The 18,647-nt window shown below is 64.7% G+C and carries 16 protein-coding genes; 4 read left to right on the top strand and 12 right to left on the bottom strand.

Annotation, left to right across the window (positions count from 1 at the left end; translation table 11 throughout):
* Nucleotides 1–102 precede the first annotated feature (102 nt).
* From NKH23_RS03515 to NKH23_RS03495, 5 genes are all read right to left on the bottom strand, one after another.
* Complete coding sequence (locus NKH23_RS03515; protein WP_352912971.1) at nucleotides 103–1,041, bottom strand: ABC transporter substrate-binding protein; 939 nt, start codon at nucleotides 1,039–1,041, stop codon at nucleotides 103–105.
* An 86-nt stretch (nucleotides 1,042–1,127) separates the two neighbouring features.
* Nucleotides 1,128–2,105 (bottom strand): ABC transporter permease subunit, encoded by a 978-nt coding sequence (locus NKH23_RS03510; RefSeq protein ID WP_502894527.1) that lies wholly within the window; start codon nucleotides 2,103–2,105, stop codon nucleotides 1,128–1,130.
* Nucleotides 2,106–2,125: 20 nt separating this feature from the next.
* On the bottom strand, nucleotides 2,126–3,670 hold the full coding sequence (locus NKH23_RS03505; RefSeq protein WP_352912972.1) for a sugar ABC transporter ATP-binding protein: 1,545 nt from the start codon (nucleotides 3,668–3,670) through the stop codon (nucleotides 2,126–2,128).
* On the bottom strand, nucleotides 3,667–5,046 hold the full coding sequence (locus tag NKH23_RS03500) for an FGGY-family carbohydrate kinase (RefSeq protein ID WP_352977056.1): 1,380 nt from the start codon (nucleotides 5,044–5,046) through the stop codon (nucleotides 3,667–3,669). The genes NKH23_RS03505 and NKH23_RS03500 overlap by 4 nt, the downstream gene beginning before the upstream one ends.
* The gene (locus tag NKH23_RS03495) at nucleotides 5,043–5,825 is read right to left on the bottom strand and encodes a DeoR/GlpR family DNA-binding transcription regulator (protein WP_292663773.1); all 783 of its coding nucleotides are present in this window, start codon (nucleotides 5,823–5,825) and stop codon (nucleotides 5,043–5,045) included. The genes NKH23_RS03500 and NKH23_RS03495 overlap by 4 nt, the downstream gene beginning before the upstream one ends.
* A gap of 229 nt (nucleotides 5,826–6,054) precedes the next feature.
* Here NKH23_RS03495 and NKH23_RS03490 point away from each other — a divergent pair, with 229 nt between their 5' ends.
* The 3 genes from NKH23_RS03490 to NKH23_RS03480 are packed head-to-tail and all read left to right on the top strand — an operon-like array spanning nucleotide 6,055 to nucleotide 9,234.
* Nucleotides 6,055–7,098: a class II aldolase/adducin family protein gene (locus NKH23_RS03490; protein WP_352912974.1), complete on the top strand. Its 1,044-nt coding sequence runs from the start codon at nucleotides 6,055–6,057 to the stop codon at nucleotides 7,096–7,098.
* 1 nt (nucleotide 7,099) lies between these two features.
* On the top strand, nucleotides 7,100–8,386 hold the full coding sequence (locus tag NKH23_RS03485) for an FGGY-family carbohydrate kinase (RefSeq protein ID WP_352912975.1): 1,287 nt from the start codon (nucleotides 7,100–7,102) through the stop codon (nucleotides 8,384–8,386).
* Nucleotides 8,383–9,234, top strand: a complete 852-nt coding sequence (locus NKH23_RS03480; protein ID WP_352977055.1) for a TIGR01459 family HAD-type hydrolase — start codon at nucleotides 8,383–8,385, stop codon at nucleotides 9,232–9,234. The genes NKH23_RS03485 and NKH23_RS03480 overlap by 4 nt, the downstream gene beginning before the upstream one ends.
* Before the next feature lie 20 nt (nucleotides 9,235–9,254).
* Here the strand turns inward: NKH23_RS03480 and NKH23_RS03475 are convergent, their stop codons facing one another.
* From NKH23_RS03475 to tesB, 7 genes are all read right to left on the bottom strand, one after another.
* Complete coding sequence (locus tag NKH23_RS03475; protein WP_352977054.1) at nucleotides 9,255–10,061, bottom strand: exodeoxyribonuclease III; 807 nt, start codon at nucleotides 10,059–10,061, stop codon at nucleotides 9,255–9,257.
* A gap of 133 nt (nucleotides 10,062–10,194) precedes the next feature.
* The gene (locus NKH23_RS03470) at nucleotides 10,195–10,878 is read right to left on the bottom strand and encodes an outer membrane lipoprotein carrier protein LolA (protein ID WP_352718507.1); all 684 of its coding nucleotides are present in this window, start codon (nucleotides 10,876–10,878) and stop codon (nucleotides 10,195–10,197) included.
* Nucleotides 10,879–11,012: 134 nt separating this feature from the next.
* Nucleotides 11,013–13,667 (bottom strand): FtsK/SpoIIIE family DNA translocase, encoded by a 2,655-nt coding sequence (locus NKH23_RS03465; RefSeq protein WP_352912978.1) that lies wholly within the window; start codon nucleotides 13,665–13,667, stop codon nucleotides 11,013–11,015.
* A 282-nt stretch (nucleotides 13,668–13,949) separates the two neighbouring features.
* Nucleotides 13,950–14,225 (bottom strand): hypothetical protein, encoded by a 276-nt coding sequence (locus NKH23_RS03460; RefSeq protein WP_352912979.1) that lies wholly within the window; start codon nucleotides 14,223–14,225, stop codon nucleotides 13,950–13,952.
* Between the two features lie 255 nt (nucleotides 14,226–14,480).
* Entirely contained in the window at nucleotides 14,481–15,803 is a 1,323-nt protein-coding gene (locus NKH23_RS03455) for an ammonium transporter (RefSeq protein ID WP_352540949.1), read from the bottom strand.
* Nucleotides 15,804–15,852: 49 nt separating this feature from the next.
* Nucleotides 15,853–16,191, bottom strand: coding sequence for a P-II family nitrogen regulator (locus NKH23_RS03450; RefSeq protein ID WP_292664109.1), 339 nt, complete (start codon nucleotides 16,189–16,191; stop codon nucleotides 15,853–15,855).
* A 219-nt stretch (nucleotides 16,192–16,410) separates the two neighbouring features.
* On the bottom strand, nucleotides 16,411–17,286 hold the full coding sequence (gene tesB, locus NKH23_RS03445) for an acyl-CoA thioesterase II (protein ID WP_031212697.1): 876 nt from the start codon (nucleotides 17,284–17,286) through the stop codon (nucleotides 16,411–16,413).
* A 100-nt stretch (nucleotides 17,287–17,386) separates the two neighbouring features.
* Here tesB and NKH23_RS03440 point away from each other — a divergent pair, with 100 nt between their 5' ends.
* Complete coding sequence (locus NKH23_RS03440) at nucleotides 17,387–18,631, top strand: ubiquinone biosynthesis hydroxylase (protein WP_352913177.1); 1,245 nt, start codon at nucleotides 17,387–17,389, stop codon at nucleotides 18,629–18,631.
* Nucleotides 18,632–18,647: the final 16 nt, after the last annotated feature.

The following is an 18,647-nucleotide window of genomic DNA, read 5'->3' as shown; positions in this document are numbered from 1 at the left end:
ATTGCAGGAGTAGCGGACGTAAGTCCAAATCGGTTTTGGCAATCCGTTGCTCGAACAAAAAAGGTGCGGCCGGTCATCCCGGCCGCCCCCCGCTTGGGGGGCTTAGCGAGCTGCGGTCCAGCCCTTGTAATCCTTCAAATTGTCGGCGGTGATCAGCTTCGGGTCGAGCAGCACCGTCGGCTCGGCCGGCTTCTTGCCGGCAAGCAGGTCAGCCGCCATCGTCAGCGACTGGCCGGCCATCACATAGGGATCCTGTGAGGCCGAGGCCTTGATCATCGACGTGCCGGAGGCGAGTTCCTTCTCGATATCCGGCGCACCGTCGACCGCGGTGAAGATGAACTCCGAGCGGTTGAGCTGCTTGGCCGCAAGCTGGGCGCCGATCGCTGTCGGATCGTTGATGGCGAAGACCGCGTCGATCTTGTCGAAACGGGTCAGCAGCGACTGGAACACTTTCAGGCCGCCGTCACGCGAGCCTTCGGCGTTCTGGTCGTCGGAAAGAACCTTGATGTCCGGGTGTTTTGCCAGCACGTCCTTGCAGCCCTTGACCCGCTCCAGGATCGACGACGAGGCCGGGCCGTTGAGGATGACGTAGTCGCCCTTGCCGCCGGTACGATCGACCAGATACTGGCACGCCTCTTCGCCGGCCTTGACATTGTTGGTCATCACGGTGACGTCGGCGCCCGGCGCCGAAACATCGAAGGCGGCAACGACGATGCCGGCCGCCTGCGCCTTCTTCACCGCCGGCGCGATCGCCTTGGCATCGACGGCGTTGAGCATGATGACGTCGACGCCGGCGGCGATGAAGGAATCGACCTGCGACACCTGCTTGTTGAGGTCGTAGTCGGCCGATACCGAGGTCACCTGCACATTCGGGTTGATCTTCTTGGCCGCGTCCTCGATGCCCTTGATGGTGGCGACGAAGAACGGGTTGCCGAGCAGGCCGACCGAGATGCCGACCTTGTTCAGATCCTTGGCCGATGCCGGCGCGATGACGGCGGCCGCAAGGGCGACGCCGCAGAGCAGTTTAGCGATGGTCTTCATTGTTTTGTTTTCCTCCTGATGCCCCGCGCCTCTCACGGTGCGTTACACATGAAACCGGCTCGTTGGATGCCGGCGACTAAGGGCCATCACGTTCTTGCTCCTGCCTGGAGCCGGTAACGGTCGAGGGCGACCGCCACGATGATGACCAATCCCTTGATGATGTACTGCCAGATGTCCGAAACACCGGCGAGGATAAGCCCGTTGGACAGCACGGCGATGATCAGGCCGCCGATCAGCGTGCCCCAGATCGAGCCGACGCCGCCGACGAAACTGGTGCCGCCGAGGATGACCGCGGCAATGGCGTCGAGTTCGTAGGACTGGCCGAGCTGCAGCCCGTTGGCGGCATAGAGCCGGGCCGCCGACATGGCGCCGCCAAGGCCGGCCAGAAGGCCGGAAACGCCGTAGACGAAGAGCAGCACCAACGGCACCTTGATGCCGGTCAGCCTGGCGGCCTCGGCATTGCCGCCGACGGCGTAGATCCAGGTACCGAGCACGGTGCGCTTGAGCACCAGCCAGGACAGCACCACGACCGCCAGCGCGATGATGACCAGCCACGGAATGCCGAACAGCGACCCGTTGCCGATGAAGTCGAACGGCAGGTCCGCGTTGAACACCGTGGTGTCCTGGCCGAGCAGGCGGGCGACGCCGCGCACGGCGGTCAGCGACCCCAGCGTGACGATGAAGGGTGGCAGCTTGATATAGGCGATCAGCAGCCCGTTGATGACGCCGAAGCCGAGCCCGACGAGAATGGCGGCCGGCACGCCCAGCAGTCCCCAATCGGGCACCAGCGACACCATCACCGCCACCATCGCCGAGGCGGCAAGGATCGAGCCGACGGACAGGTCGATGCCGCCGGTCAGGATGACGAAGGTCATGCCGGCCGCCAGCACGATGTTGATCGACGATTGCTGCATGACGATCAGCAGATTGGTCTGGGTGAAAAAGCGCGGGTTGATGAACTGGAAGCCGACCGCCAGCAGGATCAGGATCGGCAGCATGCCGAGCGCAGCGATGGCGGTGCGCCACCTTGTGCTCCTGCCGACCGCCCGGTCGTCCGCTTTCATCGTGTCGGCCACCTTGTCGGTCATCGCTGAGCCGCTCCCGTTGCAAGTTCCATGATCGCTTCCTGCCGCAGCGGCTCGCCCTCCGACGCCGTCACCTCGCCGGCAATGATGCCGTCGCGCATCACCAGCACGCGGTCGGCGATGCCGATCACCTCCGGCAGTTCGCTGGAGATCATCAGGATGGCGATGCCTTTCTTGGCCAGATTGTCGATCAGCCGGTAGATTTCCGACTTCGCCCCGACATCGACGCCGCGGGTCGGCTCGTCGAGGATGACGACCTGCGGCTCGGTTTCCAGCAGGCGGGCGAGCAGCACCTTCTGCTGGTTACCGCCTGACAGCGAGCCGGCGTTGGCCTGCACCGAGCCGGTGCGGATGGAGAGGTCGGATACCGCCTTGGCGGCGCGCTTTTCGGCTGCCGTGAAGTCGCGCAGACCGCCGGCGTTCGCGTCCTTTGCCAGCACGCCCATGCTGATGTTGTCGGAGATCGACATGTCGAGGAACAGGCCAAGTTGCTTGCGGTCCTCGGTCAGGTAGGCGATGCCGGCATCGAGCGCCTCGCTTGGCGAACCGATGGATATCGGTTTGCCGCCGAGCTCCAGCGTGCCTGATGTGTGCCTGTCGGCGCCGAAGATCAGCCGTGCCAGTTCGGTGCGGCCGGAGCCGACCAGGCCGGCCAGTGCCAGCACCTCGCCTTTGTGGAGATCGAAGGAACAATTCTTTATGAGATTGCCGTCCGACATGCCGCGCACCGACAGCGCGACGGCGCGCTTGCTGTCCGGTGGGCGGTGATCCTTCTTGTAGAAGGTCGACAGATCGCGCCCGACCATCATCGATACCAGGCGCGAGGCGTTCAGATCGGCGCGGTCGAGCGTGCCGACATAGCCGCTGTCGCGCAGCACGCTGACGCGGTCGGCGAGCTGGTAGACCTCTTCCATGCGGTGGCTGATGTAGATGATGGCGATGCCTTGCGCCTTCAGCGTCGCGATCACCTCGAACAGCCGGTCGGTCTCACGCGAGGTCAGCGACGTGGTCGGCTCGTCCATGACGATGATGCGCGCATTGGTCGACAGCGCGCGGGCGATTTCGACCAGCTGGCGTTCGCCGAGTGACAGGCTGGCGACCGGAGTGCGCGCCGAAAAGGTCACGCCGAGCCGCGCGATGATCTCGCTGGCGCGCCGATTGCACTGCTCGCGATCGACGACGCCGAACCGTCGCGGCTCGTTGCCGAGAAAAATGTTCTGCGCCACCGACAGATTGGGCGCCAGCGACAGCTCCTGATAGATGACCGCAATGCCGGCGGCGCGCGCCTTGATCGGGTCGCCCGTGGCGGCCGGCACGCCGTCGATCAGGATCTCGCCGCCGGGATCCGGCCGGTAGGCGCCGGACAGCACCTTCATCAGCGTCGACTTGCCGGCACCGTTCTCGCCCATCAGCGCGTGCAGTTCGCCGGCATGAACGGTCAGCGAGACATTGTGCAAGGCGCGGATCGCACCGAACGTCTTGGAGATGTGGCGCATCTCCAGCACGGGCTGGCGGGCCGTCTCGCTCCTGGCGGCGGCGCTCATCGCGCACCTCCCGCACCTGCCCTGGCCACACCCCGGTCGGCGGCAAGGCCGCGCCAATCATTGCGATAGCCGGCAAGGCCGCTGAAACTTGCCGCATGCACCGCCTCCGGCGCCTCGGTGGCAAACTCGCGTCCGACGCTTTCGAAGGCAAGTGCGGCGGCACCGGTGGCGCTGCCCTCCAGCGTTGCGCCCTGCAGGAAGGCCTGCCCGGGACGCAACTGCGCCAGCAACGCGGCAAGCAGCCCGCCATTGTTCAGGCCGCCGTCGACGATCACCGTATTGTCCGAATGGATCAGCTCGAGGCACAAATCCACCATCAGCGCGACATAGAGCAGCGCCATGGCCGCGCGTTCCTCGGCATTGGGCGTACGCCCGACCAGTTCGCCGCGGCGGTGTGGAATCGGGCCGCCGGGCGCGAAGCTCGGCAGCGCCATGATGCCGGCGTCGATCACCCGCTGTACCGAGGAGGGCGCGATTGCGCCCTGCCAGCCGGCGCTGATCGTGGCGAATTCGCGCCCGCCCATGAAGCGGATGGTCGGCACCGGGCCGTCGTCGACATCGACATTGACCAGCATGTCGCGCTCGCCATCGAGTGCATCGAGCGGACAGTCCGGATTGAGCACGACCACCCAGGTGCCGGTCGAGACCACGGTCACCGGCCCGAGCTGCTGCCGGCGGTAGGCATGGAGCGCAGCATTGCTGTCGTGGACGCCATTATGGATGGCGACCGGCTTCGCGGCCTGGCCGAAGCGCTGCTCGCCGATCACCGCGCCGGCACGCTCGAAGGCGGGCATCTGGCTGCGCCAGCCCTCGGCATCGACCAGCGAGCTGAAATCGCGTTTGCGCGGCGCCCACAGATGCGAGTGGCAGCCGAGATACGACACTTCCGACACCGGCCGGCCGCCAAAACGCCAGCTCCAATATTGGGGATAGCCGAGGATCGATTTCGCTGCGGCGAAGGCACCGGGCTCCACCTCCTTCAGCCACAACATGTGGCGGCCGTAGTTGAAGCCAAGCGGCAGGCGCGGCGAAAAAGTCTCGGCAAAATCCGGAATGCGGCGGTCGATCTGCGCGGCGATTTCGGCCGGCGGTTCCTGCTCGTAGTCGAGGATCGGATGCGTCAGCGCGGCGTCGTCGACCAGCGCGAAGGTGCAGCCATGGCCGGATACCATCAGACCTCCGACGCCATGCGTGTCGACGGCGTCATCGATGGCGCGAGCCGCCCAGTCGTGCAGCGCTGGCTCGTCGAGCACGCTGAAGCCGCCTTTGCGGATCCAGCTCGGCTGGGTGCGGCGCTCGTCGAGGATCTGTCCGTCCTGGCCGAAGACGAACAGCTTCGAATTGGTCTTGCCGAAATCGAGGACGGCGATGTTCACTGGGCGCCTCCCGAGGAAGCGGCGATCCGCACCATGACGCCGGCATCTTCGAGCATGCGCGCATCGGCGTCGGACAGGCCGTCATCGGTGACCAGCGTGCCGATCCGCGACAGCGGCAGCGCCACGTTGCGCGCGTGGATCGACAGTTTGCGGCTGTCGGCCAGCACGACGATCTGGTCGGCGCAGAGGCTGAGCTCGACGATCGAGCGGACCAGCAGCGGATGCGATTCCAGAAGACCTTCCTGGCCGATGCCTTGCGCGCCGAGAAAAAACTTCGAGGCATAGAACGGCACCGTCTGCGTCAGCGAATGGATGATGCCCGGCTCGCGGTGCAGTTCGCCGCCGGCGACAGTGAGGCTGCAATGGCCGTGGTCGCTGAGATAGGCCGCGAGCGGCATCGAGTTGGTGTAGAGCCGGATATTGCGGTCGGCGAGCTTGACGCCGAGATGGAAGCAGGTCGAGCCGCCATGCACGATGACCGCGTCGCCGTCGCGCACCATGGTGGCGGCGAGAGCGGCGATTTGCCGCTTGGCCTCGACGGCGAGGTCGCGGTTCTCGTCATAGGGCCTGGCATAGGCGACGCCGGCTTGCGAAGCGCCATCGAGCGCCGAGATGCCGCCATAGACCTTGCGCGCTTCGCCGGCCTCGTCGATCTTGTCGATGTCGCGCCGCACCGTCGCCGCCGACACGCCAAGCCGCTCCTGCAGCTCGCGCACCGATGCGAAAGGCCGGTCCCGCAAAAGCTCGACAATCTGACGCTGGCGGCCGGAGTCGCTCAACCCTTACCTCCCAATGCGCTTGCCTCCCAAGCCATTTTGCACGGCATTGCCATTTTGCACGGCAATTGGTGCAACTTACTCAAAGTGCCTCCGATTGCAAGCCTGATTTGACGCGATAACATCACTGTTGACGTAACTTACTCGCATCTGCGATACCAGCGTCGGTCTTCGTCCCGGCAATGGGACGTCCAAAGCCGTGGCCACGCGGCCGGTTTGTGGAGGAATTTCGATGACGATCAGTGCGGATGCGCAGGAACTGGCAGCGCTGCGGTCGCTTTCGGCGGAGATCGGCAGCGAGCCGCATCTGACCCAGGCCGCCGGCGGCAACACCTCGCTGAAAGCCGGTGACACGCTCTGGATCAAGGCCTCCGGCACTTGGCTGAAGGACGCGCTCATCGCGGACATCATGGTGCCGGTCGGCATCCCGCCATTGCTCGACGCCATTGAACGGGGCGACCCGGCCGCCGAACAGCCACAGGCCTTCGCCATCGGCGCCTTCAATCCACGCGGCTTGCGCCCGTCGATCGAGACCACCGTGCATGCGCTGATGCCGCAACGCATCGTTCTGCATGTCCACTGCGTCGAGACCATTTCGCTGGCCGTGCAGGCCGACTGCGAGGCCGAGGCCGCCAGGCGGCTCGACGGCCACCAATGGGCGTATGTTCCCTATCGCCGGCCGGGACTGCCGCTCGCCCAGGGTATCGCCGAGCGCCTGCGGCCAGGCGTGGACGTCCTGATCCTCGGCAATCACGGCCTGGTCGTTGCAGCCGAGACCGTCGCCGCGGCCGACATGCTGCTGCGCCGCGTGACAAGGCTGTTGGCGCGACCGCCGCGCCAGGTGGCAGAACCGGACATCGTGGCGCTGACGGCGCTGGCCGGCGACAGCGACTACAGACTACCGGCCGACGTCGAGGCGCATGCGGTGGCGATCGACCCCGAAAGCTGCCGCATGGCGTCAGGGGGCAGCCTCTACCCCGACCACGTCATCTTTCTCGGCGAGGGTTCGGTCGTGGCGAGACCGGACGAGGGTGTGAAGCGCGTCATCGAGCGCAGCGGCGCCGCACCCGTGGCGATCCTGTTTCCCGGCCTCGGCGTGCTGATGCGCGGCGACGCCGGCGCCGGTGCCGACGCCATGCAGCGCTGCCTCGCCGACGTGACGGCGCGGGTCGATGTCGCGGCGAAGCTGAATTATCTGACAGCGGCAGAGAATGACGAACTGATCAACTGGGACGCCGAAAAATATCGCCAGAGACTCAATGCCGGAGGCAACTGACATGCCGCGTTCGTCTGGCCCGCTTGCCATCGGCATTGACATCGGCACATCCGGCGCGCGCGCCGTCGCCATGCGCCCGGACTTTTCCATTGCCGCGCATTCCGCTATTGCCCTCGAGCGATTTGGGCTGAACGGCCGCGACCCCGCCATATGGTGGGAGGCGGTCGGCGCGACGTTGGCGGAACTGCTCAAATGTATCGATCGCGCGGCAGTGCGCTCGATCGCCGTCGACGGTACGTCGGGCACGCTGCTGCCGGTCGACGGCGCCGGGCGGCCGCTGGCCGAACCGCTGATGTACAACGACAAGGTCGCTGACGACACTATTCTGACTGCAATAGCTGGCGCGGCACCGGCAACGAGCGCTGCACTTGGGGCGACGTCCGGTCTCGCCAAGGCGCTGTCTTTCCAGCACCTGCCCGGCGTCGCCACTGTGCTGCACCAGGCCGACTGGATCGCCGGACAGTTTTCCGGCCGCTTCGACGGCAGCGACGAGAACAACGCCCTGAAAACCGGCTACGATGTCGAAACCCGCCGCTGGCCCGACTGGATCGCGGCCACCGGAATGCGTGTGGATCTTCTGCCCCGAGTCGTGCGACCGGGCGATGTCACGGGCACACTCACCGCCAGCGCTGCGAAAATGTTCGGCCTGCCGCGTGACCTGGTCGTGGTCGCCGGCACCACCGACGGCTGTGCGTCGTTCCTGGCGACCGGTGCGACTACCGCGGGCGACGGCGTCACCGCGCTCGGCTCATCGCTGACCATCAAGATCCTCTCCGACCGGCCGATCTCGGCGCCGCAATTCGGCATCTATAGCCATAGGCTGGGAGACATCTATCTGGCGGGCGGTGCCTCGAACTCCGGCGGCAAGGTGCTAGCCCAGCATTTTCCCGTCGCCCGCATTGTCGAACTCAGCAAAAAAATCGACCCGGCGACCGAGACCGGCCTCGATTATTACCCGCTGCCGGCGCCGGGCGAACGCTTCCCCATAGCCGATCCGGCGTTGCCGCCGCGCCTCGAGCCGCGGCCCGCCGACGACGCCGACTATCTGAAAGCGATGTTCGAGGGTATTGCGGCGATCGAAGCGCTCGGCTATCGCCGGCTTGCCGAACTCGGCGCCCCCCGGCTGACATCGGTCAGGAGCGTCGGTGGCGGTGCGGCCAATCCGGCCTGGACGGCGATCCGGCAGCGCAAGCTCGGCGTCGCCCTCTTGCCGGCTCTGTCGGACGAGGCCGCTGCCGGTACGGCGCGGCTGGCGCTGATGGGCGCAAGCGCAGCGGGGCTTTTATGACGGCCAAGGCAATTCAACACCTCGACGGCATCGCCGCGCTGGCCGACCGCTATCAGGTGTTCCTGCTCGACCAATTTGGTGTGCTGCACGACGGCACCAGCGCCTATCCAGGTGCTGTCGAAGCCTTGTCGGCACTCAAGCGCGCCGGCAAGACCATCGTGCTGATCTCGAATTCCGGCAAGCGGGCGCAACCCAATGAGCGCCGCCTGCTGAAGCTCGGCTTCGAACCGGGAAGCTGGGATCACTTTGTCTCCTCCGGCGAGGTGGCGTGGCGCTCCTTCCATCAAATGGCGGCATCCGGAGCCCTGCGCCCGCAGACAAAATGCCTGCTGATCCGCCGCGACAATGACCGTTCGGCTGTCGACGGCCTGCCCTTCGTCCTGGCCAAGGACGGCGACGATGCGGAACTGGTGCTGATTTCCGCCAGCGAGGGCGATCGCTACGACCTCGACCATTATCGCCGGCTTCTTGGTCCGGCGGCGGCGCGCCGGGTGCCATGCTTCTGCACCAACCCCGACAAGATCATGCTGACTGCCGTCGGCCCTCGCTTCGGTGCCGGCCGGCTCGCCGATCTCTATGAGAGCCTCGGCGGCAGCGTGGCGCGCATTGGCAAGCCCAATCCGCAGATATTCGAGGCAGCGCTGGCACTGGCGGGCCACCCGGAGCGCGACAGCGTGGTCTGCGTCGGCGACAGCGTCGAGCACGACATCGCCGGCGGCAACGGCGTCGGCGTCGCGACGACGCTGGTCCTGTCAGGCATATTGGCGGGGGCGCCTGACCTGGAGGACGTTTTCGCCACGCTCAACGCCCGTCCCGACTACATCGCGGATAGCTTCAGGTTTCGCTGAGTTGTTAAGGCGAGACAAAGCTAATCCAGGTTGAAACGCCCGATCACCGGCACATGGTCCGAGGGCCGTTCCCAGCCGCGCGCCGGCCGCAGGATTTCATAGCTGGCAAAATGCGGCACCAGGTTTGGCGACGACCAGATATGGTCGAGGCGGCGGCCGCGATTTGAGGCCTGCCAATCCTGGGCGCGATAGCTCCACCAGGTGTAGAGTTTCTCCTCGTAAGGCACATTCAGCCGCATCAGGTCGATCCAGTCGCCGGCGAGCCGCATTGCCTCGAAATTTTCCGTCTCGACCGGCGTATGGCTAACGACGTTGAGGAGCTGCTTGTGCGACCAGACATCGTGCTCGAGCGGCGCGATGTTGAGATCGCCGACCAGGATCGAGCCGGAGTGCTCGTCATGCTCGGCGCGGACGGCGTTCATCTCGGCAACGAAATCGAGCTTGTGCTTGAACTTGCGGTTGACGGTCGGGTCGGGCTCGTCGCCGCCGGCCGGAACGTAGAAATTATGCAGCAGGATCGTCTTGCCGCCGACGTTGACGGTGACCGACAGATGCCGGCTGTCGTCGATGTCGCAGAAGCGGCGCTTTTCGACGATCTCGATCGGACGACGCGCTATGGTCGCAACGCCGTGATAGCCCTTCTGGCCATGGAAGGCGATGTGCTCGTAGCCAAGCTTGCGGAACGCCTTCTCCGGAAACAATTCGTCCGGAACCTTGGTTTCCTGCAGGCAAAGCACGTCCGGCGCCTGCTCGACCAGCAGGCGCTCGACAATCGGCATGCGCAGCCGAACGGAGTTGATGTTCCAGGTAGCGACGGAAAACGGCATGTGGGGTTCCGGACAACGCAAGATCCGCCGGATGGCTCCGACGGAAGTCAATCGCGGAAACTACTGCCAGCCGCGCACCGTAAAGACAAGCCGCCCGCACCAACGCGGAAAGCCATCCCGCAGCGGTAGAAAGCTACCTAGTCTTGGTGTTCAGTTCCCGGTTGGCCGTATAGTCGATGGCGAAGGTGTCGGGGGCGAAGCTGACGCCCTCCTTGGTGTTGAAGATCATCACCGTTGTGTCCTTGCCTTGCGCATCGGTGATGGTCCACTGCCGCAATTCATAGGATTTCGGATCGAACATCATGGTGATCTTCGAATTGCCGAACACGGATTTGTCGGCAAGCTGGATAGTGGTGAGATCGTTTTCTTCCTTGACGCTTCTGACGCGTCCGCCCGAGAGATCGATCTTATCGTCGAGCAGCAGCTTCAGTGGCGTCTTCGACAGCGGATAGAGGTCGGAGGTCCGCAGCTTCTTGTTGAGGATGACCACCGACTTGCCGTCGGAAATCACCCTGAAATTCGAGGCGCCGTCATAATTGAAGCGGATCTTGCCCGGCCGTTCCAGAAAGAACTTGCCGCCGGTCTGCTCGCCCTTGGGTCCGAACTGCACGAACTCGCCGCTCATCGATTTGACCGAGGAGAAATGATCGGCGATTTTCTGCGCCGTCGCCGGAACCGCTGCTTGCGCCGACGCTAGCAACTGGAAGCCGGGCACGAGGTTGGCGGCCGCCGCACCGGCCAGGACCAGACCGAGGCCGAGCACATGCCGGCGGGTTGGGGCGAAATCCCTGCTTGGGGCGAGAGTTGCGTTTTTCATGCCGGTCACCATCATTTGATTGCTTGCTCGTTATATTGGTCTGGCCCCCCAGTTGGGCTTAAGTTTGGCGGGCCGCACGGCGCTCATCCGTTGCAACGCGCCAAAAGGTTCAAAGTTGCCGGCGCTGATGCGCTCTAGAACTTGTCGTCCTCCGTCGGTACCAGGATTTCGCGTTTTCCGGCATGATTGGCCGGGCCGACAATGCCTTCCTTCTCCATCTTCTCGATGATCGAGGCGGCGCGGTTGTAGCCGATGCCGAGCCGGCGCTGGATGTAGCTGGTCGAGGCCTTGCCGTCGCGCAGCACCACCGCAACCGCCTGGTCGTAGGGGTCGTCGGAATCGTCAAAATTGCCGCCGTCGCCGCCGCCACTGCCTTTGCCCGACGGCTCATCGTCGTCCTTGTCGTCGTCCTCGGTGATGGCGTCGAGATATTCCGGCACGCCCTGCAGCTTCAGATGCGCGACGATCTTCTCCACCTCGTCGTCGGAGACGAAGGGACCGTGCACGCGCTGGATGCGGCCGCCGCCGGCCATGTAGAGCATGTCGCCCATGCCGAGCAGCTGTTCGGCGCCCTGCTCGCCCAGGATGGTGCGGCTGTCGATCTTCGATGTCACCTGGAACGAGATACGGGTCGGGAAATTTGCCTTGATGGTGCCGGTGATGACGTCGACCGACGGACGCTGCGTCGCCATGATGACATGGATGCCGGCGGCGCGCGCCATCTGCGCCAGGCGCTGCACCGCGCCTTCGATGTCCTTGCCGGCGACCATCATCAAATCGGCCATCTCGTCGATGATGACGACGATGTAGGGCATCGGCTCGAGGTCGAGGTTCTCCGTCTCGTAGATCGCTTCGCCGGTCTGGCGGTCGAAGCCGGTCTGCACGGTGCGCGAGATCCTTTCGCCTTTTTTCTCGGCCTGCTGCACGCGCGCGTTGAAGCCGTCGATGTTGCGGACGCCAACCTTCGACATCTTGCGGTAGCGGTCCTCCATCTCGCGCACGGTCCATTTCAGCGCCACCACCGCCTTCTTCGGATCGGTGACCACCGGCGTCAGAAGATGCGGAATGCCGTCATAGACCGAGAGCTCCAGCATCTTTGGATCGATCATGATCAGTCGGCAGTCCTGCGGCGTCAGCCGGTAGAGCAGCGACAGGATCATGGTGTTGATGGCGACGGACTTGCCCGAGCCGGTGGTACCGGCGACCAGCACGTGCGGCATTTTGGCGATGTCGACGATCACCGCCTCGCCATTGATGGTCTTGCCCAGCGCCAGCGCTAGCTTGGACTTTGTCGTTTCGAAATCGCGGCTGGCGAGTATCTCCCTGAGATAGACGGTCTCGCGTTTGGCGTTCGGCAGCTCGATGCCGATGGCGTTGCGGCCTGGCACCACGGCGACACGGCAGGCGATGGCGCTCATCGAGCGGGCGATGTCGTCGGAAAGGCCGATGACCCGCGACGATTTGATGCCGGGCGCCGGCTCCAGTTCATAAAGCGTGACGACCGGGCCGGGACGCACATGGATGATCTCGCCCTTGACGCCGAAATCCTCCAGCACGCCTTCGAGCAGGCGGGCATTCTGCTCCAGCGCGTCCTTGGACAGGCTGGCATCGCGCACGACATTCTTCGGCTCGGACAGGAAATGCAGCGACGGCATTTCAAACCTTTCCGAGCCGATCAGTGTGGTCTGCGCTTCGCGCTGGACGCGGGCGCCCGGAGCCGGGCGGGGTGCCGGCGCTGCGACGCGCGTGGCCGCATCGGATCGGAAATTCTGAACCTGCGCTGTCGGGGCGCTGCGCCGTTGGCCCACGGGCTCCGGTGCAAAATCCATGTCGTCATTGTCATCGTTGTCGAAGACGTCGGCATCGTCGGGGTCGATCGAGGCACTGCGGTCGTTGACCATGGCGGCGAAGAATTCCGGCTCGACGCGGGCGCGCCCGCCCGGGCTCATCCGCGCTTCGGCGAACTCGGCCGACTCGACCCGTTCGGCCGCCCGCCGCCAGGCGCTGGGGCGCGGCTCCATCTCCGGCTCGAAATCGTCGTGCTCGCGCCGGCGCGCGGCGCGGCGGCGCAGATAGGCGCGCAGCGACAGCCACCAGTGGGTGATGGCGCCAAGCGCCAATATACCTTCGTCGCCCTCGTCCTCTTCATTGTCGAAAAGCAGGTCGTCCTGCGGATCGGGCACGGCAGGCTGTTCGAGGACGGCAAAGCCGTTCTTGCGCGAAATCAGCGCCGAGCCATACAAGAATACCCACAGCGCCGGCGCTGCCAGGAGCACGGCGAGCACGCTGGCGACGAGGCCGGTCGGATAGCCGCCGATGACCAGGCCGGGAATGTTGAGTACCATATCGCCGAATACGCCGCCGAGGCCGGTCGGTAGCGGCCAGGTCTTGGGCGGCACCACGCAGCCGGCAATTGCGGCGCCAAGCAGCGAAAACCCGAACCAGGCCAGCGCCCGTTTCGGCAGCCGGTCGACACCGCGCGCGGTAAACAGCAGAAATCCCCAGATCACCGCCGGCACCAGCGCCGCAACGGCGGCAAGTCCGAAGAACTGCATGGCAATGTCGGAAAAGACGGCGCCCGCATAACCCATTGCATTGGTGACGATATTATCGGTGGCGTGCGAAAAGCTCGGATCGGCGACGTTCCAGGTGGCAAGGGCGGCGACGCCGAAGCCAACCAGAGCAAACAGCCCGGCACCGACCAGCCGCCCGACCTGGCGCCTCGCGAACGCCCGGATGCCGTGCCCCGTATCGGCCAGCGCAAGCGGTGCTGAAGCCCCTGAACGCATGCTCTTCCTCGTCTGTCGTTGCCCGGCCGGGCGCGGACGCGCAACACGGCAGATTCGGCTGTCAGACTAGCGGCGGGAAGGTTAAGGGCGCATTAACCATGGGCAGTCTGCGTCTGCGGAACGGGCGCAGGATGTCACGTCTGACTTCCTGTTCAAACGCGGCGGTGATCCTGCGACAGGCATTGGAAACCACGCTGACTCGGCGAAAATGGCGGGCACGCTGGCTCGCCATTGTCCGAATCGTGGCGATGAAACAATCAGGCCGCGGCCTGATTGGGATTGTCAGTTGGCGCCGCCGAGCGCCTGCACATTGGCGCAGAATTCGGCATGCGGCTTGCTCATCGCCGCATCGTTGCATTCCTTCTTCATGGCTTCCTGCTTTTCCTTCGGCATCGCCATGAACGCGGTCTTGAATTCCGCCATCGGCTTCATGGTTTTCATGCTGGAGTCCGTGAAGAACGGCGCCATGTTGTCCGGCTCGTCCAGCGCACCGGCCAGCGCCGTTCCGCTGACCAGGGCAAGAGCGAGAGCTCCGAGGCAGATTGTCTTGATGTTCATGATGGTTCCTTCCCCATGGTTTTTGACGAGCGTCCAAATGACGATCGCACCACAGTTCGGAGCCGCTGCGGCCGATGTTTCACGCCGCCGGCGGATCGGGCAGCTTGATCAAGCGATCGTGATCGAGCCATCACGGCCATCCGCGCAAAAAAAGAGGCCCGGAAGGTTTCCGGGCCTCAAGGCGTGAGCCCTTGCGGGAGCATCACGACGGGATCTTCCCCGGCACCGGCAAAACGCCGGTGCCAGCCAATACCTTTACGGCACCACTTCGCCGTGCTGGCTGATGTCGAGCCCTTCGACCTCTTCCTGGGTGGAAGGACGCAGGCCGACCAGCGCCTTGACGATGTAGAGGATCACGAAGCTCGCGATCGCCGTCCACAGGATGGTGAAGACGATACCGTAGAGCTGCTTGCCGACAGAAGCACCCGAGCCGAGGCTGTTGATCGCCGGATCGGCGAGCACGCCGGTCAGCAACGCGCCGATGATGCCGCCGATGCCGTGCACACCGAATGCATCGAGCGAGTCGTCATAGCCGAACGCGTGCTTGAGCTTGACGGCCGAGACGTAGCACAGCACGCCGGCGACGATGCCGACGATGAAGGCGCCCGTCGGATTGACGAAGCCGGAAGCCGGTGTCACCGCGACCAGGCCGGCGACGGCGCCCGAGATGATGCCGAGAACGCTCGGCTTCTTGGCGACGATCCATTCGGCGAACATCCAGGCGAGCGCCGCAGCGGCAGCGGCAACCTGGGTGTTCAGCATCGCGGCACCGGCAAGGCCGTCGGCGGCCAGTTCCGAGCCGGCGTTGAAGCCGAACCAGCCGACCCACAGCAGCGAAGCGCCGATTACGGAGTAGACGAGGTTGTGCGGCGCCATGTTGGTGGTGCCGTAGCCTTCACGTTTGCCGAGAACCAGCGCGCAGACCAGGCCGGCAACACCGGCATTGATGTGAACGACCGTGCCGCCTGCGAAATCGAGAACGCCGGCTGTGCCGAGGAAGCCGCCGCCCCACACCCAGTGCGCGATCGGGGCATAGACGACCAGCAGCCACGCTCCCATGAAGATGAGCAGCGCCGAGAACTTCATACGTTCGGCGAAGGCCCCGGCAATCAGCGCCGGCGTGATGATGGCGAAGGTCATCTGGAACATCGAGAAGACGAACTCAGGGATGTTCGCCACCCCCGGCAGCCACAGCGACGAGGTGGTGATGCCATTGTGGAAGAACTTCGAGAAGCCGCCGAGATAGGCATTCATGCCGCCGCCATCCGAGAAAGCCAGCGAATAGCCGAACATGAACCACAGCACCGTCACCAGGCAGGTGATGGCAAAGCTCTGCATGATCGTGGCGAGCACGTTCTTCTTGCGCACCATGCCGCCATAAAACAGCGCCAGGCCCGGTACGGTCATCATCAGCACCAGGGCCGTCGAGGTCAGCATCCAGGCGGTGTTGCCGGTGTCGAGCGCGGGCGCAGGGGCAGCCGGTGCTGCCGGAGCTGCTTCCTGCGCGAACGCAGCAACCGTGCCCAGTGCAGCGAGAGCGAGCGAGCCCAAAACGGCCGCGCGTCCCGTTATCTTCAAGGTGGAAGGAATATTCATTGAACTCTCCATTGGAATACGTATCCGCGGCTCAAAGCGCGTCGGTGTCTGTTTCGCCGGTGCGAATGCGCACCGCCTGGTCGATGCCGAAAACGAAGATCTTGCCGTCGCCGATCTGGCCGGTCTTGGCCGCCGCGGTGATGGCGTCGACGGCCTTGTCGACCATGTCGACGGCGACCGCGACTTCGATCTTGATCTTCGGCAGGAAGCTGACCGCGTATTCCGCCCCGCGATAGATTTCCGTGTGCCCCTTCTGACGTCCGTAGCCTTTTACTTCGGTGACGGTCAGGCCCTGGATGCCGACTGCGGTGAGCGCCTCGCGCACCTCGTCGAGCTTGAACGGCTTTATGATTGCCATCACGATCTTCATAAGGTTTCACCCTTTGCTGTTGCGGGTCCCCGCGTTTGCACGACTTCGCCGATCCCCATGAGAGCCGGAGAGTGCCCGCTAGGATTCAAGCTCCGTGCCAATTGCCGAAGCAGGGTGTTAAGCTGTTGTTAAACAACGAAATCGGGAAGGTTTGCCGACTGCCTGTTCACAGGCGCGGCAGTGCATATGCTTAAAAAATAGGCAAATTTCGAAAAATGCCTACTCCGCAGGCGGCCGCTTCAGCCGGATGAGTCCTTCTTGGGCAACCGAGGCGATCAACGTGCCGTCGCGCGCAAACAGCGAGCCGCGGGTAAAGCCTCGCGATCCTTGCGTCGACGGGCTGTCTTGCGTGTACAGCATCCAGTCGTCGAGCGGATGGCTGCGATGGAACCACATGGCGTGGTCGAGGCTGGCTGCCTGGATATCGCGATCGAAAATGGCGCGGCCATGGGCAAAGGTCGAGGTGTCGAGCAGCGTCATGTCGGAGAGGTAAGCGAGCACGGCCGCCTGCGTGGCGCGGTCCGCCGGCACCGGGCCGGTGGTGCGGATCCAGATGTTCTGCTTCGGCTCGAGCTTTTCCCGGCTGGTATAATGCTTCAGCATCACCGGCTTCATCTCGATCGGCCGGTCGCGCTCCCAATAGCGCTTGATGCCGTCGGGCACGGCTTCGCCGAACTTGCCCAGCAATTCGCGCTGCGACAGCAACGTGTCGGGCGCCGGCACGTCCTGCGGCATTGGCACCTGATGTTCCAGGCCGACCTCATCCTGCTGGAACGAAGCTTCGAGCGAAAAGATCGCCTGGCCGTGCTGGATCGCCACGACGCGGCGCGTAGTAAAGGAGCCGCCGTCGCGGATGCGGTCGACCTCGTAGATGATCGGCACCTTGGTGTCGCCCGGCCGCATGAAATAGCCATGCAGCGAATGCACGTGGCGCTCGGGCTCGACCGTTCGCTGCGCGGCGACCAGCGCCTGGGCGATGGTCTGGCCGCCGAAGATGCGCTGCCAGTCGAGCTTGGGGCTGCGACCACGATACAGATTGTGTTCCAGCTGCTCGAGGTCGAGAATGCCGAGAAGCTCGTCCATGGCTGCCGTCATCTTGACCTCGCCGCAAAATTACCATGGCGGTTTCCGACAGGAACAGCGGGCAGTCAAGGGCGGAATGCCCGGCGACAGTCAGGCTGCGAAAGGAATTGCCATGGTGGACAGCAAGAATTCGCTCGACGTTCTGGTCGCCGGCGCCGGCTATATCGGCCTGGCCGCCGCCGTATCGCTGAAGCAGGCGCGGCCGAGCCTTGCGGTTGCCGTCGTCGATGCAGCACCCGCCGGCGTCTGGCAGAAGGACGGCCGCGCCTCGGCGATTGCCGCCGCCGCGTGCCGCATGCTCGACCAGCTCGGCGTCTGGAACGAGATCGCGCCGGAGGCGCAGGCGATCACCGAAATGATCGTCACCGATTCGCGCACGACGGATCCGGTCCGTCCGGTGTTCCTCACCTTCGACGGCGAGGTCGCGCCCGGCGAACCCTTTGCGCATATGGTCGCCAACAAGGATTTGAACGGCGCCTTGCGCCGGCGCGCCGAACAACTCGGCATCGGCATCATCGAAGGCGTCGCCGTCAGCGCCTTCGACATCAACGGTGCCGGCATCACCGTGCATCTTGCCGATGGCGCGACGCTGAAGGCGCGGCTGCTGGTTGCGGCCGACGGCGTCAACTCGAAGCTGCGCGACATGGCCGGCATCAAGACGGTGAAATGGGAGTATGGCCAGTCCGGCATCGTCTGCACGGTGGCGCACGAGCGGCCGCACAACGGCCGCGCCGAAGAGCATTTTCTGCCAGCCGGCCCCTTTGCCACGCTGCCACTCAAGCCGGGCAAGGACGGCACCAACCGTTCGTCGATCGTCTGGGTCGAACGATCGCAGGATGCCGAAAAGCTGGTCGCGGGCGACACCCTGGTCCTGGAGTATGAGCTCGAGCACCGCTTTGGCCTCAAGCTCGGCGAAATCCATATCGCCGACAAGCCCCGCGCCTGGCCGCTCGGGCTGACCATTGCGCGCGCCTTCGTCGCGCCGCGCATCGCCTTGGCCGGCGACGCCGCCCACGGCATCCATCCGATCGCCGGCCAGGGCCTCAATCTCGGCTTCAAGGACGTGGCTGCACTTGCCGAAGTGGTGGTCGAGGCCGACCGGCTCGGCCAAGACATCGGCGCGCTCGATGTGCTCGAACGCTACCAGCAATGGCGGCGCTTCGACACGGTGCAGATGGGCATCACCACCGATGTGCTGAACCGGCTGTTTTCCAACGATTTCGGCCCGCTGCGCGCTTTGCGCGACATCGGCCTCGGCCTTGTCGAACGCATGCCCCGCCTGAAGGGCTTCTTCATCCGCCAGGCGTCGGGTCTGTCCGGCGACACGCCGAAACTGTTGAAGGGCGAACCGCTCTAGCCCCGGCAAGCGCGCG

Source organism: Mesorhizobium sp. M1328, from assembly GCF_040318075.1.
GTDB lineage: Bacteria > Pseudomonadota > Alphaproteobacteria > Rhizobiales > Rhizobiaceae > Mesorhizobium.
The sequence above is the reverse complement of the archived record's forward strand: the minus strand, read 5'-3'. Positions and strand labels throughout refer to the sequence as shown.

Bases quoted from the DNA above. Each gene is read 5' to 3' on its own strand.
- NKH23_RS03515 (WP_352912971.1), bottom strand. From the start codon at position 1,041: ATGAAGACCATCGCTAAACTGCTCTGCGGCGTCGCCCTTGCGGCCGCC.
- NKH23_RS03510 (WP_502894527.1), bottom strand. From the start codon at position 2,105: ATGAAAGCGGACGACCGGGCGGTCGGCAGGAGCACAAGGTGGCGCACC.
- NKH23_RS03505 (WP_352912972.1), bottom strand. From the start codon at position 3,670: ATGAGCGCCGCCGCCAGGAGCGAGACGGCCCGCCAGCCCGTGCTGGAG.
- NKH23_RS03490 (WP_352912974.1), top strand. From the start codon at position 6,055: ATGACGATCAGTGCGGATGCGCAGGAACTGGCAGCGCTGCGGTCGCTT.
- NKH23_RS03485 (WP_352912975.1), top strand. From the start codon at position 7,100: ATGCCGCGTTCGTCTGGCCCGCTTGCCATCGGCATTGACATCGGCACA.
- NKH23_RS03480 (WP_352977055.1), top strand. From the start codon at position 8,383: ATGACGGCCAAGGCAATTCAACACCTCGACGGCATCGCCGCGCTGGCC.
- NKH23_RS03475 (WP_352977054.1), bottom strand. From the start codon at position 10,061: ATGCCGTTTTCCGTCGCTACCTGGAACATCAACTCCGTTCGGCTGCGC.
- NKH23_RS03470 (WP_352718507.1), bottom strand. From the start codon at position 10,878: ATGAAAAACGCAACTCTCGCCCCAAGCAGGGATTTCGCCCCAACCCGC.
- NKH23_RS03465 (WP_352912978.1), bottom strand. From the start codon at position 13,667: ATGCGTTCAGGGGCTTCAGCACCGCTTGCGCTGGCCGATACGGGGCAC.
- NKH23_RS03460 (WP_352912979.1), bottom strand. From the start codon at position 14,225: ATGAACATCAAGACAATCTGCCTCGGAGCTCTCGCTCTTGCCCTGGTC.
- NKH23_RS03450 (WP_292664109.1), bottom strand. From the start codon at position 16,191: ATGAAGATCGTGATGGCAATCATAAAGCCGTTCAAGCTCGACGAGGTG.
- tesB (WP_031212697.1), bottom strand. From the start codon at position 17,286: ATGACGGCAGCCATGGACGAGCTTCTCGGCATTCTCGACCTCGAGCAG.
- NKH23_RS03440 (WP_352913177.1), top strand. From the start codon at position 17,387: ATGGTGGACAGCAAGAATTCGCTCGACGTTCTGGTCGCCGGCGCCGGC.